This window comes from Streptomyces sp. NPDC101181, assembly GCF_044767975.1.
Taxonomy (GTDB): domain Bacteria; phylum Actinomycetota; class Actinomycetes; order Streptomycetales; family Streptomycetaceae; genus Streptomyces.
In genome coordinates this window covers 40,731-55,069 of the sequence record NZ_JBIWOX010000013.1, presented here as the reverse complement: position 1 = coordinate 55,069, position 14,339 = coordinate 40,731, and the positions used below count along the sequence as shown (strand labels likewise).

The window sequence follows — 14,339 nt, the reverse complement described above, 5'->3', positions numbered from 1 at the left end:
CCGGTGCCCGGGTCAGCCCCCCTCCCTCAACCGGCCCTCCCCGCCGACGGGGAGCGCGACCACTTCGTCCCGCCGGCGAGGGACGGTGTGGCGCGAGAGCGACGCGCGGCCCAGGCGCAGCCGGCCCGTCTCAAGGTTTCCCCAGCTCAGCGCAGCCTTCCCCGTGCCTTCAGCGGCGTCGCAGGCAGCTCGGGGGCGGGCAGCGGGGCCCCGTCGTAACCCCTGACCTCGCCGAACCGCGAACCGCTCGTCCAGTCCTCGCGGGCCTGGACGATCTCCTCGTGGGAGCGGCCGATGAAGTTCCAGAACATCACGATCTCCTCCTCGAACGGCTCTCCGCCGAGCAGCATCAGACCGGCGTCGGAGGCGGCGCGGAGCGGGAGTTCCGTGCGGCCGCAGCCGAGGTAGAGCATCGAGCCGGGCAGCACGGGAACCCCGTCGACCTCGGCCTCGCCCGACATCGACAGGACCGCGTACTCGAAGTCCGGGTCCAGCGGCAGCCGGGCCTCGGCCCCCGCCGTCAGCGTCAGGTCGGCGCCCACGATGGGGGTGTACGCGGTGCCGGGCGAGGCCGCGCCGTCGAGTTCGCCGAGGATGACGGTGGCGCTCAGGCCGGGGGCGGTGACGGCGGGCAGCTCCGTGTGGTGCTGGAAGTGGGGCTCGGTGTCGCGGTGGGCCGCGGGGAGGGCGACCCAGAGCTGGGCACCGTGCAGCAGCCGGGCGTGCCGTTTGGGGCTCTCCTCGGAGTGGCTGATGGCCCGCCCGGAGGTCATCAGGCCCAGCTCGCGGGGGCGTACCGTCTGGAGGCTGCCCAGGCTGTCCCGGTGCAGGACCTCACCGTCGTGCAGCCAGCTGACGGTCTGGAGGCCCATGTGGGGGTGGGGCGGGACCTGCATCCCGGGCTCGTCGGCGATGTCGTCGGGCCCGTAGTGGTCGACGAAGGCCCAGGCTCCCACCATGCGGCGGCCGAGGTTGGGGAGCAGGCGGCGGACCTCGGTGGACTCGCCGAGCTGGACGCGGCGGGGCTGAAGGAGCTCCCGGACCGGCTCGGCGACGACGAAGCCACGCCCGCCGCAGACGGAGGGAGTGGCCTGACGATCGAGATTGCTCATGGCGCTCAACCTGTTCCCGTGGGGGCGCGGAGTACCGGGGTCTCGCGCCGATCTTTAGTGGAATGTTCAACGATTCTGCGCTGTTGTCATCGCTGAACGTACGGCGGGGCGGCTCCCCGGGGCACCCTCCGGGGGTTCCGCTCCACACGAAGGAGGACAGATGAACGACACCTACTACGAATTCGGCACGGCCGCCGAGCGGTGGGACCGGGCACAGCTGTTCTTCGAGGCCAAGGAGTATCTGACGGCCGCCCGGATCCTGAGCGGACTGGTCGAGGAGGCTCCCGAGCAGGTCGCGCCCCGGCTGCTGCTCGCCCGCTCCTACTACCACTCCGCCCGCCTCGGCAAGGCGGAGGGGGAGCTGCGGGCCGTCCTCGACCGCGACCCGGTGGAGAGCTACGCGCGGCTGATGCTGGGACGGACGCTGGAGCGCCAGGGGCGGTCCGACGAGGCGACCCCGCACCTGCGGATGGCGGCGGCCTTCGCCGGTGACTTCGGCCCCGGGGCCGACCGGTCCTGAGCACCCCGTCCCCGTACGGAAGGCCGGGCCCGCACCACGAAGGTGCGGGCCCGGCCTCCTCTGTCCGTCACCGGCCGGGGCGCCGGGGCAGGGGTCGGACAGACGGGCCGCGAGGTCAGGCCGCCGCTCCCTCGTTCTCCCGACGGACCGCTGCCACGGGCGTCAGCAGCCGCTCGGTGAGGTGGCCGAGGATCAGTCCGAAGCCCGTCCAGAACGTGGCCTGGACGGCGAGTGTCGAGAGCCGGAACTTCCACAGCAAGGTGGCCGGGAAGTCCTTGCCGACCTCGTCGAACGAGGGCAGGAAGGCGTACGCGAGGCCGATCACCAGGACGAAGCCGACGGCCGCCACGACGGTCGCGTTCCAGTTGCCGAGGCCGGGGGCCAGCCGCCTGCCGAGGATGACGGCGGCGACGGCCAGCAGCACGCTGAGGGCGACCATCAGGAAGAACAGAGTGGTGCGCTTCCCGATGGTGTCGGGGTTGCCGACGGCCGGCGGATTCGCCGGGTACTTCAGGAACGGCACGACGTAGACGGTCAGCAGGGCGGCGCCCGCGACCAGCGCGGCCGTGGCCCGCGGCCCGAAGCGGCCGATGCGGCCCAGCGCGTACGCGACCACGAGGGCGGCGATCCCGCCCGCGGCGACGCCGAAGACCAGCAGGGCCGTGGCGAGTCCGCCGGTGGCCTGCATGGTGCGGCTGACCAGCTCCTCTTCCGCCGCGCCGCCGTGGGCGGCGTGGCTGTGGGCCTCTTCGAGCGCGATGGCGGCGTCCACCTGGGACTCGCCGAGGAAGTGGGCGACGGCGAACGCGAGCGCTCCCGCGATCAGGCCCGCGATCATGCCGCGCACCAACAGCGCCCTGACAGATATGGAGTTCACGATGGTCCCTGGCTTCCCTGGTCTCCTGATTCCCGTGTCCGCTGATGCCTGGTGGCCCAGACGGGTCAGTGGCAGGGGAAACCGAGCAGGTGACGGCCGTCGTGGACCCATTCGTGGACGCCCTCGCCCGAGACGAGCGCGGTGGCGCCCTGTTCGGCACCGACGAAGTAGAGCAGGACGAGCATGAGGACACCGAAGAAGACCGCCCACGGGGCCAGGGTCCTGCCCGGTACCGGGGTGATCGCGGACGCTCCCGCGGCGGGAGCGGATGACTGTGCCATGACAGAACCTCCTGGGGGAACACGCGTCCCTGTCGTGGTGGCCGGGACGAGAGTGCCGGGTCTGACTTCCCGCGGGAAAGCGGGTACACAGTGGCGCGACCGCGCCGGATTCTCACCGGACTTCCGTCACACCCTCGTCATGGTCGACGCGACCATACCGCCTGCGCCCGGCCGCCGCCATGGTCCAATCTGCGGGGCCGTGGACCGCGGTTCCCTATGGAGCAAAGGGCTGTGAGGCCCCCGCCGAAGGAGTGGAGACAGGAACATGACAGTTCGGGTGATGTTGGTCTCACCGGCGGCGAACGCGGCGCTGCGGGAGGCCCGCTTCGACGGCGACGCCCCCCTGGACCGGTCCGGCCGGGAGCGGGCGGAGGCGGCGGCCGGCGCGGTGCCAGGGGCCGGGACGCACCTGAGCGGCCCCTCCGAGCGGTGCCTCGGGACGGCGGCCGCGCTGGGACTGACGGCCGCCCGGACCGAACCGGCCCTGACCGGCTGGGACCTGGGCCGCTGGACCGGCCGCAGGCTCGACGAGGTGGGCGCGGCCGAGCCGGCGCAGGTGGCGTCCTGGCTCGGCGACCCCTCGGCGGCCCCGCACGGCGGGGAGTCCCTGCGGGATCTGGTGGACCGGGCCGGAGCGTGGCTGGAGAGCCTCGACGCTCCGGACGGCGTCTGCGCGGTCGTCGAACCCTCGCTGCTCCGGGGGGCGGTCGTCCACGGTCTGCGTCTGCCACTGGCAGCGTTCTGGCGGCTGGACGTCGCCCCGCTCTCCCTCACCGAACTCAGCGGGCGGTCGGGCCGGTGGAACGTACGGCTGGGGCGGCCGTTGGGAGACCCCGGCCGCTGATGTCCCGTCAGCCGGTCCGGCCCGTCCGCCAGTCGGGGCGTACCAGCACCGCCGTGGCGACGACGCCGTCCTCGATCCGCCAGCGCCCCTCCAGGGTCGTCGGCAGGGCCGGATCGGTCCGCAGCAGCCGGGCGGCGAAGGAACCCCCGGCCACCCCGTCCTTGGTACGTCCGCTCTCCTCGCCGTGCTCCTGAGAGAACGTCAGGTCCGCTTCTTTGAAGTCGAGTTCGACGCGGGTGACCGGATACCAGACCTTGAAGACGCTCTCCTTGGCGCTGAACAGGACGCGGTCCCAGTGGACGGCGTCCGTCCCCTCCGCCTCGGGAGGGCCGATCCGCTCACGCTCCTCGGGCAGGGCCACCAGCGCCCGGACGTCGACGGGAAGCGGGGCGTGCGGCTCGGCGTCGATCCCCAGGGACAGCACGTCCGTGGACCGGGCCAGCGCGGCCGCCCGGTAACCGCCGCAGTGGGTGAGGCTGCCGACGACGCCCTCGGGCCACAGCGGTCTCCCCCGGTGTCCGTGGAGCACGGGGGCCGGAGGCAGACCGAGCTGCGCCATGGCCCGCCGGGCGCAGGCGCGTGCCGTCGCGAAGTCGTTGCGGCGCTTGGGGACGGCCTTGACCACCAGGGCCTCCTCCTCGGGGAAGAGGCTCCCGTCCGGGACGGTCTCCGCGCGGGTGGCGGCGCAGGAGACCTCGGCGGGGAACAGGCGCTCGATCACGCGGGACCTCCGGGCGTGCGGTGCTGGGAAGCGGCGGGCCCGGCGTCGGCCGGGGCGCCGTCGCCCTCGTACGGGAGGATCTGGCGCAGCAGTCCGCGCGGGTGCCCCCGCTCCCGCCACTCCCGGGGGTAGCCGATGGAGACCTCCTCGAAGCGGACTCCGTCGTACCAGGTGGTGCGCGGGATGTGGAGATGGCCGTAGACGACGGCCGCGACGTTGAAGCGGCGGTGCCAGTCGGCGGTGAGTTCGGTGCCGCACCACTGGGCGAACTCCGGGTACCACATCACCGAGGTGGGCTCCCGAACGAGGGGCCAGTGCCCGGCGAGGACCAGGGGGATCGCGGGGTCGTGCTCCGCGAGGCGGCGCTCGGTGCGGGCGACGCGGTCGCGGCACCAGTCGTCCCGGGTGGCGTAGGGGTCCGGGTGCAGGAGGTACTCGTCGTTGCACACGATCCCGGCCTCGTGGGCGACGGCCAGCGACTCCTCCTTGGTGTGCGTGCCCGGGGCGCGGAAGGTGTAGTCGTACAGCAGGAAGAGCGGGGCCACCGCCACCGGTCCGTCCGGTCCCGGCCAGAGCGGGAAGGGGTCCTCGGGGGTGGTCACCCCGAGGCTCCGGCACAGCTCGACCAGGTGCGTGTAGCGGTCCTGGCCGCGCAGTTGGACCGGGTCCTTCCCCAGGGTCCACAGCTCGTGGTTGCCGGGGGTCCAGATGACGTGGGCGAAACGTTCCGCGAGGAGTTCGAGCGCCCAGCGGATGTCCTGCGGGGTCTCGGCGACGTCGCCCGCGACGATCAGCCAGTCCGCGTCGGTCGTGGGGTGCAGGGACTCCACGATGGGCCGGTTGTCGGCGACCGCCGCGTGCAGGTCGCTCACGGCCAGCAGGCGTCCCGCGGCCTGCCCCGGGGGTCCCTCCGCGGTGGCGGGGACGGCGGTGGGGGCACCGTGCGGTGCCGGGTCGCTCGGAGCGGTCATGGGCGCTGCTTCCCCCCGTTTGTCGGCAACTCGTCAGGCCCCGCCCGCGCGGTGCGGGCCGCCTGGAACGTAGCCTCTCACGCCGGTATGACCATCCTCCCGGGGGCTGCGGTCCGTCACCGGTCCGCACGGCGGGCGTTGAGTTCGTCCACCGCCCCCAGGGCGTCGCCGATCGTCGTGTAGTCGACGGCGACGAAGTTCACCGGGCTGCCGCGTCGCGCCTCGCAGGCGCGGGCGCGTTCCAGGATCCAGTCGCGGGTGTTGACCTGTCCGGCGTCCAGGCGGCTGCCGCCCCCGTCGGTGATGAAGTGGTTGAGCAGGAAGAGGCGCTTGCCGGTGCCGCCGCGGTGGGGCTCGCAGGTCATCTCGGAGGGGCTGCGGAAGGCGAACGGGGTCTCCATGCCGTACCGGTAGAAGTTGCGGTACCAGGGCGCGGGTCCGTCGGCCTTCTCGGCGAAGACCACCAGGCGCCGCCCGGCGTCGATCATCTCCTCCAGCGTGGGCCACTCCTCGTCCGGGTCCTTCGACGGGGTGTGCAGGAGGCTGTCGAGTCCCGCCTGGTGGAACGCCCCCTCGGTGTCCTGCGCGCTGATGTCGTCCTGGACGATCAGGGTGACGATCTCGGTGGGGTGGGCGCGGAGCCAGTCCCCGATCTCCTTCAGCGTCGGGACCAGTTCGATCGCACCGGCCCGGCACACGCTGTGGCAGAGCCAGAGCCCCTCGCGCGGCGGGTTGGCCCGGTCGATCGCGCCGGCGACGAGCCGCCGCTGTTCCGGGGTGAACTCCGCGTCGTCGAGCCGGGCGGCGATGTCCTGCGGCCGCTCCCAGCGGTAGGTGTCCAGCTGGAGGGCCCGGACGCCGGTGTTGAGCTGGGTGGTGATGTCGGGGTCCTGGAGGGGCCCGATGAACCGGTCGGCGGTGGTGGACATGGCGTTGTGGGCGGTGAGGTGGGCGATCTCGTCGTAGCGCAGCTCGCAGAGGCGGCTGCTGCCCTGGCAGTGCCGGGGCGCGGACGGCCCGAACACCGGCGGTCCCGCCAGGACTCCGGCCAGTGCCGCGCAGGCGACGCCCGCCGCCGTACCGCGCAGCGCGGCCGGGGTGGGGGTCGGCATCCGGTTCGGGCGGACCAGCAGCGCCCAGCCCGTGCCGGTGAGGAGCGCACCGCCGACGAGGGCGGTGAGGGCGGCGCCGAGCCCGGTGCTCACCACCTGGTCGGCGGCGGTGCGCTGGAGGTCGTCGACGAGCGCGGCGACGCTCGGGGCCCAGGAGGAGGGGATGGTGAGGAAGCGGCCCCCGGTGAGCAGGCGGGCCAGGGCGACGAGCCCGGCGGTCAGGACGCCGCCGCAGGCCAGGGCCTGCCCCAGCCGCATCAGCCGTCGGGGCGGGGCCGCAGGAGAGGTGAACCAGAGCGTCGTGAGCGCGGCCAGGGCGAGGACGACGGCGAGGGTCTGGATCAGGGTCAGCAGCCGGATCGCGTCGCGCGCCTCCTCCAGGGCGGTGAGGTCGTTCCCGGCGGCGGTCAGGGTACCGGTGAGGTCCCACGTACCGTTCCGGAGCGTCGTACGGAGTCCGGCCACGGCGTCGCGGGAGCTGTCGGAGAGGACGGCGGCGACGGTGGCCGCCAGGGCGGTCCCCACATCGCCCTGCGCCAGGGCCACCTCCACCTCCGGTCGCAGGGCGGCCCGTTCCGCCCGGGGCGCGGCCGCGAGCAGAGCGGTGGCGGCCCGCTCCGCCTGGCCGGCGGTGAGCGGCAGGTCGGGCAGGGCGGGGGCCCGGCCCTGCTTGAGCTCGCCGAGCGCGGAGTCGAGGTCGGCGGTGAAGCGTGCGAAGTCCGGCTGGTCGCGGCCCTGGAGGTTGGCCACCAGGTCGCCGAAGTAGATCCGGGCGAGGTCGCCGAGGTTCTCCAGCACCGGGGTGATGTCCACCCGCAGCCGCAGTTCGTCGCTCTCGCCGCGCAGATGGCCGGTGACGGCACGGATCTGCTGGTCGGTGAGGGAGCGAACGGTCTCGGGCGGCAGCACGACCTTGATGTTGGACGTCACCAGCGCCTCGGGCACGGGCAGGCGGGCCAGCAGGTCGCGGGTGACGGGCGACAGTTCCGGGTCGACGAGCACCTCGCTGTAGAGCCGGTCGTACGCCGACTCCTCGTCCAGCACGGACCCGTAGAAGCCCGGGGAGGCGACGGTGCCGCGGACGGTCGCGGTCAGCGCGATGGTCGTCACGCACACCGCGGCGAGCAGGAAGGCGAGCACCGGGACGAGACGGCCGGAGCGGAGGTGGGCATTCCGTGGCTCCGGCCGGAGCGGGTTCGCGATCGGTTCGGCACTCACCCACTGAGCCTATGCGGAATATCAGATTCCATGCCTGGGTGATGAGATCGCTTCCATGGAGGAGCCCACCGCGTACTCCGCTCACCTGGCCGTGCTGATGACGAGTCATGACCGCCGCGCCAGGACGCTGTCCGCGCTCCGGGCGCTGGCGGAGCAGCGCGGGCTTCCGGCCGGGACGACGCTCGGCGTGCACCTGGTCGACACCGGAAGCACCGACGGTACGCCGCAGGCGGTGCGGCGGCGTTTCCCGGCCGTGGAGGTCATGGCGGTGGGCCCGGAGGTCCCGCGCAACCAGGCGCTGCGCATCGCGAGCCGCAACAGTCGCAGCGGGGGCGGCGGCGGGGGCCCGATCGGCCCGCCGGACGGGCCGAGCCACGCCTGGACGCACCAGCTGTGGCTGGACGACGGTGTCGAACTGGCCCCGGACGCCCTCGCGACGCTGCTGGAGACGGCCGACGCGGTCGGTCCGGACGCGGTCGTCGTCGGCGCGGTCCGCGACCCGGACGGGAACACGGTGCACTCCGGCCGGCGAGGCAGGTCCCTGACGCTCGTCGAGCCCGGCGAGCACCGGCCCGAGCCCTGCGACACGTACGACGGGCGGCTGGTGCTGCTGTCCCGGGGGGTCTACGACCTGGTCGGGGATCCCGACAAAATCTTCCGCCACCGGATGGCCGACTACGACCACGGGCGCCGCGTCCGGCGGACCGGAGTGCCCGCGTTCGTCGCGCCCGGCCATCTCGGTGTGTGCGCCGAGGGGCCGGACCGGCCCGGCTCGCGGGAGCCCGGCATCGGCGCCCGGGAGGCGCTGCGCCGGCTGGTGTCCGCCCGGGAGCTGCCGCCCCGTCAGTGGTGGGTGTACTGCCTGCGGCACACCTGGCCGTGGGCGCCCTTGCTGATGGTCTCCCCCTACGCGCGTACGGCGGTCCGCGCCGCCCTGGGCCGGTGGCGCGGGTGAGCGCGGGCCGGGACGGCTCAGCTCCGGTCGGCGGCGACCGGGGCGCCGGAGCGGTCGGTCGGGGGCGGCGGGACGGTGGGGCGGCCCTCGGCGGTCCTGGCGGTGCCGGTCCCGCCGGACGCGGGAGGCGCGGCGTCGGCGGGAGCGGTGGCGCCCGGGACCAGCGCGGGGGCCGCGGGCCGGACGGGGCCCGCCACGACGGGCACGGTTCCCGCCGAGGGGACGGGGGCCGGGGCCGCGGGCGCACGCCTGGTGCCGCCGGGTAGGGGCACCGGAGCCGGGGCTGCCTGCGTCCGGCCGACCGGGGCGCGCCGGGCCTTGGGGCGCGAGGGGGCGGCGTACACCGGAATCCGCAGCAGGGCGAGCACGGCGGCCACGGTCCCGGCCAGCGGTACGAGCAGGAGGGCGGGGTGCAGCACCCGCGCGTACACCAGCGTTCCGGTGACCACCGGCACCCCCGCCCACAGGGCCAGCAGGATCGCCGCGCCCGGCACGGTCACGCGCAGACGGCGCAGCCGGTGCGTGATGTGGTCGCCCGTGTCCCGCAGCGGGGAACGCCGGGCGCGGCGGCGCGAGATGACGACGAGTGCGAGGTCGGCGAGGGCCACCGTGGCCAGGACCGGCAACGCGGCCCACGCGGTGCGCCCGGACGGGGCGGCGCTCTGCGTCAGCGCGCCGCAGGACGCCAGGACGAAGCCGGTGAACTGGGCGCCGCATCCGCCGAGATGGAGGCGGGCGGGGCGCCAGTTGTGCGGCAGGAAACCGAGGAGCCCCGCGATCAGGGCGGCCGGGAGGAGGGCCGCGCCGGAGCCGCCGTCGAGGACCGCGCAGGCGAGCAGCCCGGCGGAGGTGACCAGTCCGACGGCGACGAGGGCACCGTCGGACTGGTCCAGCAGGGCGAAGGCGCCTGCGACGAGGACGATCCAGAGCGCGGCGAGGACGCCCGCCGCCGGTGACAGCCCGGCCAGGCAGACGACGAGGACCGCGGCACCCGACTGGACGGCGAGCCGCAGGACGGGCCACAGCGGACGGAGATCGTGGAGCAGCCCGAGGGCGGCCACGATGGCGGCCCCGGCGAGCGTTCCCGCGACCGGCCCCGCCGCGTCGTCCGCGACGCCGAGCACCAGGCCCCCGCCGACGGCGGCCCCCACGCCGAGGACGACCGTCGCACCGCCCGCCCCGCGCAGCAGCCGGGCCCGGCCGCGGGTCCGTGGCGCCCGCCCGGCGGGGTCGTGCGGGACGGAGGGCCGGAGCGCCGCGCGGCGGGCGGCCCTGGCGAGTACGACCGTGACGAACAGCGCGGCCACACCGGAGGCGATGATCCCCAGCACGTTCACCTGCCCTGCCTTTCCTCGTCGGGGACACAGGACGCCACTCGGGTGGCGTTTCTCCCCAACTTACGGGCCAATGTCCGCATACATCCCAAATAACACGAAAAGGGATGACCATTGTTCTGGCGCCCGGTGGCCTCGCGCGGGCGGCCTCGGACTGGGGGTGAGCTCTCCTTCGACCCCAAGCGCCGGGACAGAAACGGGGGTTGGCGGTCGTCGCCGCCCGACCGCCTGACGGCCCGAGGTCCCAGCGCCCGCCCGGACGGACCGTCAGACCCGGCCCCACCGACCAGCGCCGCAGCCGCGCGGCCGACCCGTCGGCCGGCCGGGGCGGCAGCCCCCGGACCAGCGGTGCCGACCGTCGTGGCCACCAGTGGCCGTTGATTTGTTAGGTATGCCTTGCTTAACTGAACCGCCAGCCGATCCCCCATCCAGGAAGGCGCCTCCATGCGGGTCGTCACGTTCGGGCTCCGGACCCGGAGGCCCCGCGTTTCACCGGCCCTCCTGGACTCCGGACGCGAGGAGGACGCGGGCGGTCCGAGGGCCCCCGGGCGACACACACGGGCCCGAGAGGCCCCCGCCGACTCGCCCCACCGGGCCGCGACCTCCAGGGTCCCGGGCACGACCGGGCCGCCGGCGCCGATCATCTCCGGGCAGACCCGGATCGCTCCGCGGGACCGGGCGCGGGCCTCTCGCCCCGCGATCGCGGTCCGGCGGCGGTCACCCTCGTACGGACCGGAATCGGCTGCGATCCGCCCGCGAGCGGGCACCTCACCTCGACCGGCGACCATCTCACCGGCCGCCCCTGACGATCGGGATCCACACCCATGCGTACCGCCCGTCCCCGGCACTACCTCATGTGCCGGCCCACCCATTTCGACGTGGTCTACTCCATCAACCCCTGGATGGACCCGGCGAAGCCCGTCGACACCCCGCTGGCCATAGCCCAGTGGGAGCGACTGCGTGAGGTCTACCTGAGCCTCGGGCACACCGTCGACACGATCGACCCCGTCCCCGGTCTCCCCGACATGGTCTTCGCGGCCAACGGCGCGACCGTCATCGGGGGGCGGGCCCTCGTGGCCCGGTTCCGCGACGCCGAACGCATCGCGGAGGGCCCGGCCTACCGTGACTGGCTGCGCGACAACGGCTTCCCCGAGCCGCGGACGGCCGCTTTCGTCAACGAGGGAGAGGGCGACTATCTCCTGGCCGGGGACTGGCTGTTGGCGGGCACCGGCTTCCGCAGCGACCCCCGCTCGCACGACGAGGCGCAGGAGTTCTTCGGGCATCCGGTGATCGGGCTGACCCTCGTCGATCCCGACTACTACCACCTGGACACCGCGCTCACCGTCCTCGACGGGACGACCATCGCGTACTACCCCCCGGCCTTCTCCCCCGGCAGCCGTGCCGTCCTGGAGCGGCTGTTCCCGGACGCCGTCATCGCCTCCCCCGCCGACGCCGCCGTGTTCGGGCTGAACGCGACGTCGGACGGTCACCACGTGGTGCTCCCGCAGAACGCGACCGGTCTGGCGGGACAGTTGCGCGCCCGCGGGTTCGAGCCGATCGGCGTGGACCTCTCGGAGCTCCTCAAGGCGGGCGGCAGCGTCAAGTGCTGCACCCTGGAGCTGCGCCACGCGCCCTGATCCACCGCGGCGGACCCCTTCCCGGGCGGACGCTGTTGACGTCCCGCGGCGCCTGCTCCTAGAGTCCCCCCGGATACCGGCATACGGATACGCGATCTCACATGCCGGACAACGGGGGGAGTGGAACAACAGGTGATGACCTATCCGCGGGAACAGACGCTGCTCGATCCGGTCACGGCTTCCACACAGCGGTTCGTGGACACCGTCAGAGGACTGTCCCGAACGGACGTGACCGGGGAGAGCCTCGTGCCGCCGTGGACGCGCGGCCACGTGATCACACACGTGGCCCGCGCCGCCGACAGCCTCTGCCGCCTGCTCTTCTGGGCGGGCAGCGGCTTCGAGACGCCCCAGTACGCCAGCATGGACGCCCGCGCGGCGGAGATCGAGGCGGGGGCGATCCGTCCGGTGGACGAACTGGCCGACGATGTCGTGCAGAGCGCCGAACGCTTCGACACCGCCGTACGCGGCCTGGCCGCCCCGGCGTGGCACCAGGAGGTCCGGACGCGCACCGGCGAACTGCGCACACCGGCCTCACTGGTCTCGATCCGCCTGCGTGAACTGGAGGTCCACCACGTGGACCTGGCGCGCGGTTACACCTGCGCCGACGTCCCCGGGGAGGCGGCACGCTGGATCATCGAGGATCTCGTCGAAGCCCAGCGAGGGCGGCCCGACACTCCTGCCCTGCGGATCGAGGCGACGGACACCGGTCTGGTCCTCGACCTGGCCGCCGGAGGCCCGACCGTGTCCGGCACCCAGGCCGAACTGCTCGGCTGGCTCACCGGCCGGGCGTCCGGGGCGCGGCTGACGTTCTCCGCGGGCGGCCCGGTACCCCCGGCCCCGTACTGGATCTGACCCCGCACGCCCGGCGCCGTACCGGATCCGCAACCGGCCGCCCGGCGCCGCCCTCTCCCCCTCCCCCGACTGCTCGGGTTCCTAGCCGAAGGTGAAGGCGTAGGCCTCAAGGCCCTTGTCGAGGCGGAGTTCGAGGCGGGCGGTGCGCGGGTCCCGGTCGTCCGTCAGGCGGTGGAGGGTGGGCGGTCCGGACACGTCGACCGTTCTGGTGACCTTGCCGTCCACGATCACGGTGACCTTTCCGGTACCGGCGAGGACGAGGTTGGCGTTCCTGGCGCGGTAGGTGATGGCGAGGCGGGCGTCGGATCCCGCGGTGAAGTGTTCGTACCCGGCCGTCCAGGTGCCGTCCAGGGAGAGCTTGTTCACCGGCAGCGGGCCCTTGGGGAAGCGGTAGAGGGACGGCTTGTCGTCCACCAGAGGAGTGCCGACGTAGCCGCGGATACGCAGGTTGCTGAGGTAGGTCTCGGGCGTGCGGCCGGCCGTCAGGTCGTCCATGGCGCGGCCGGTGGGCTCGGGGAGGGCCACGGTGGGGTCCGCCTGCCGGAGCAGTTCGCGGATCATCTTCTCGGTCTGGTCGTACTGGCCTTCGCCGAACTTGAAGTAGCGGACGGTGCCCCGGGCGTCGATGAGGTATTTGGCGGGCCAGAAGCGGTTGCGGTAGTTGTCCCAGGTGGTGAGGTCGTTGTCGAGGGCGACGGGCCAGGTGACGCCGAGCTTCTTCGCCCCGGAGACGACGTTGGAACGCTTCTTCTCGAAGGCGAACTCGGGTGAGTGGACGCCGATGATGCGCAGCCCGGCGTCCTTGTAGGCGCGCTCCCAGTCCTGGAGGTGCGGGATCGCGCGCTGGCAGTTGATGCAGGAGTAGGTCCAGAAGTCGATCAGGGTGACCTTGCCGCGCAGGCTCCTGAGGTCCACGGGCTTGTCGCCGGGGGTGTTGAGCCAGCCGTCGATCCCTTCCAGCGGCGGGGCCTGCCCGCATGAGCGGAGCGCGTCGGCGCCGTCCTCGCAGCGGGACAGCTCCTTGTTGGAGTCGTCGTAGAGGCCGGAGAGCTGCTGCCGGGCGGCGCCGCTGTCCTCGATCCTCTTCTGTACGCCGGAGGTGTAGTCCGGCAGCGAGCGCTGGATCGCCGCGGTGACGTCGAAGGCGAGCCCCAGGGCGAGGACGATCATCACGGAACCGGCGACGACGCGAAGGCCGCGGGCACGCCTGCGGAACGCGGCGACCCGTTCGGCGACCCGGCGCCCGGCCAGGGCGAACACCAGCAGGGGCACGGCGGTGCCGAGGGCGAAGGACAGGGTCAGTACGACGATGTCGGCGCTGATCTCGCCTCGCGCTCCGGCGACGGTGATCGCGGCGAGGACCGGCCCGGCGCACGGCACGTACAGCAGGCCCAGTCCGAGACCGAGGGCGAAGGCGCTGCCCTCCTTGTTCACCTGCCGTTGCGGGATACGGGCGAAGGGCTTCTCCAGGATCCGTTCGACCGGCGGGAAGATCAGCCCGAGACCGATGAGGACGAGCAGGCCGAGCCCTATGTAGCGCAGGATGTCCTGCGGCAGTCCGAGCGCGGAGATGACCGTCACGCCGAGCAGGGTGAAGAAGGCGAAGCTGACGACGAGCCCCGCGACGACGGCGTAGGGGCGACGGTTGCGCGGCGGGCGTCGGGCCGCCTCCGGTTCGGGGGCGGTGAGCACCGCGGGGGAGGCGGTCGCGCCGCCCGTCGGCCGGGGCCCGTCCGGAACCCCGGTCCCGGGACCGGGGTCCGTGCGCTCAGCCCCCTTGCCGCCGGTGCCGCCCGCCAGGAACACCACGGGCAGGACGGGCAGGATGCAGGGCGACACCGCGGTGATCAGCCCTCCCAGCAACCCGATCAGGGCCAGTGTGAGCATGGCGGTCTCCCTCCGTCG

Annotated in this window: 13 protein-coding genes; 5 read left to right on the top strand and 8 right to left on the bottom strand. The window is 73.6% G+C overall.

Annotated features, from left to right (window positions below; all coding sequences use genetic code 11):
• Positions 1-146: 146 nt before the first annotated feature.
• A complete protein-coding gene (locus tag ACIRRU_RS20010) occupies positions 147-1,112 on the bottom strand; it encodes a pirin family protein (RefSeq protein WP_403682237.1) in 966 nt (321 codons plus the stop codon).
• A gap of 160 nt (positions 1,113-1,272) precedes the next feature.
• Between ACIRRU_RS20010 and ACIRRU_RS20005 the strand changes: the two genes are divergently transcribed.
• A complete protein-coding gene (locus tag ACIRRU_RS20005) occupies positions 1,273-1,632 on the top strand; it encodes a tetratricopeptide repeat protein (protein WP_363199875.1) in 360 nt (119 codons plus the stop codon).
• Positions 1,633-1,747: 115 nt separating this feature from the next.
• On the opposite strand, the gene ACIRRU_RS20000 is transcribed toward ACIRRU_RS20005, so the two are convergent.
• Positions 1,748-2,509, bottom strand: a complete 762-nt coding sequence (locus tag ACIRRU_RS20000) for a CbtA family protein (RefSeq protein ID WP_403682234.1) — start codon at positions 2,507-2,509, stop codon at positions 1,748-1,750.
• 65 nt (positions 2,510-2,574) lie between these two features.
• Positions 2,575-2,790, bottom strand: a complete 216-nt coding sequence (locus tag ACIRRU_RS19995; protein ID WP_403682231.1) for a CbtB domain-containing protein — start codon at positions 2,788-2,790, stop codon at positions 2,575-2,577.
• Between the two features lie 265 nt (positions 2,791-3,055).
• Between ACIRRU_RS19995 and ACIRRU_RS19990 the strand changes: the two genes are divergently transcribed.
• Positions 3,056-3,634, top strand: coding sequence for a histidine phosphatase family protein (locus tag ACIRRU_RS19990; RefSeq protein WP_403682228.1), 579 nt, complete (start codon positions 3,056-3,058; stop codon positions 3,632-3,634).
• A gap of 7 nt (positions 3,635-3,641) precedes the next feature.
• On the opposite strand, the gene ACIRRU_RS19985 is transcribed toward ACIRRU_RS19990, so the two are convergent.
• The 3 genes from ACIRRU_RS19985 to ACIRRU_RS19975 form a co-directional block, all read right to left on the bottom strand.
• Positions 3,642-4,355, bottom strand: a complete 714-nt coding sequence (locus ACIRRU_RS19985; RefSeq protein ID WP_403682226.1) for a 4'-phosphopantetheinyl transferase — start codon at positions 4,353-4,355, stop codon at positions 3,642-3,644.
• Positions 4,352-5,326: a metallophosphoesterase gene (locus ACIRRU_RS19980; protein ID WP_363199880.1), complete on the bottom strand. Its 975-nt coding sequence runs from the start codon at positions 5,324-5,326 to the stop codon at positions 4,352-4,354. The genes ACIRRU_RS19985 and ACIRRU_RS19980 overlap by 4 nt, the downstream gene beginning before the upstream one ends.
• A gap of 116 nt (positions 5,327-5,442) precedes the next feature.
• Positions 5,443-7,656 carry a hypothetical protein gene (locus ACIRRU_RS19975; protein WP_403682221.1) on the bottom strand — a complete coding sequence of 738 codons (2,214 nt, stop codon included), beginning with the start codon at positions 7,654-7,656 and terminating at the stop codon, positions 5,443-5,445.
• 55 nt (positions 7,657-7,711) lie between these two features.
• On the opposite strand from ACIRRU_RS19975, the gene ACIRRU_RS19970 reads away from it, so the two are divergent.
• Positions 7,712-8,611 (top strand): glycosyltransferase family 2 protein, encoded by a 900-nt coding sequence (locus ACIRRU_RS19970; RefSeq protein WP_403682219.1) that lies wholly within the window; start codon positions 7,712-7,714, stop codon positions 8,609-8,611.
• Between the two features lie 17 nt (positions 8,612-8,628).
• Here ACIRRU_RS19970 and ACIRRU_RS19965 read toward each other — a convergent pair whose 3' ends face one another.
• Positions 8,629-9,948: an MraY family glycosyltransferase gene (locus ACIRRU_RS19965; protein WP_403682217.1), complete on the bottom strand. Its 1,320-nt coding sequence runs from the start codon at positions 9,946-9,948 to the stop codon at positions 8,629-8,631.
• An 821-nt stretch (positions 9,949-10,769) separates the two neighbouring features.
• On the opposite strand from ACIRRU_RS19965, the gene ddaH reads away from it, so the two are divergent.
• Together ddaH and ACIRRU_RS19955 are read left to right on the top strand one after the other, a co-directional pair.
• Positions 10,770-11,582: a dimethylargininase gene (gene ddaH / locus ACIRRU_RS19960; RefSeq protein ID WP_403682214.1), complete on the top strand. Its 813-nt coding sequence runs from the start codon at positions 10,770-10,772 to the stop codon at positions 11,580-11,582.
• A 120-nt stretch (positions 11,583-11,702) separates the two neighbouring features.
• Positions 11,703-12,434 (top strand): maleylpyruvate isomerase family mycothiol-dependent enzyme, encoded by a 732-nt coding sequence (locus ACIRRU_RS19955; RefSeq protein WP_403682211.1) that lies wholly within the window; start codon positions 11,703-11,705, stop codon positions 12,432-12,434.
• Between the two features lie 81 nt (positions 12,435-12,515).
• Here the strand turns inward: ACIRRU_RS19955 and ACIRRU_RS19950 are convergent, their stop codons facing one another.
• Positions 12,516-14,321 (bottom strand): cytochrome c biogenesis protein DipZ, encoded by a 1,806-nt coding sequence (locus ACIRRU_RS19950; RefSeq protein ID WP_403682208.1) that lies wholly within the window; start codon positions 14,319-14,321, stop codon positions 12,516-12,518.
• Positions 14,322-14,339 lie beyond the last annotated feature (18 nt).

Coding starts and splice junctions, on each gene's coding strand:
- ACIRRU_RS20010 (WP_403682237.1), bottom strand. CDS start 1,112: ATGAGCAATCTCGATCGTCAGGCCACTCCCTCCGTCTGCGGCGGGCGT.
- ACIRRU_RS20005 (WP_363199875.1), top strand. CDS start 1,273: ATGAACGACACCTACTACGAATTCGGCACGGCCGCCGAGCGGTGGGAC.
- ACIRRU_RS19995 (WP_403682231.1), bottom strand. CDS start 2,790: ATGGCACAGTCATCCGCTCCCGCCGCGGGAGCGTCCGCGATCACCCCG.
- ACIRRU_RS19990 (WP_403682228.1), top strand. CDS start 3,056: ATGACAGTTCGGGTGATGTTGGTCTCACCGGCGGCGAACGCGGCGCTG.
- ACIRRU_RS19980 (WP_363199880.1), bottom strand. CDS start 5,326: ATGACCGCTCCGAGCGACCCGGCACCGCACGGTGCCCCCACCGCCGTC.
- ACIRRU_RS19970 (WP_403682219.1), top strand. CDS start 7,712: ATGGAGGAGCCCACCGCGTACTCCGCTCACCTGGCCGTGCTGATGACG.
- ddaH (WP_403682214.1), top strand. CDS start 10,770: ATGCGTACCGCCCGTCCCCGGCACTACCTCATGTGCCGGCCCACCCAT.
- ACIRRU_RS19950 (WP_403682208.1), bottom strand. CDS start 14,321: ATGCTCACACTGGCCCTGATCGGGTTGCTGGGAGGGCTGATCACCGCG.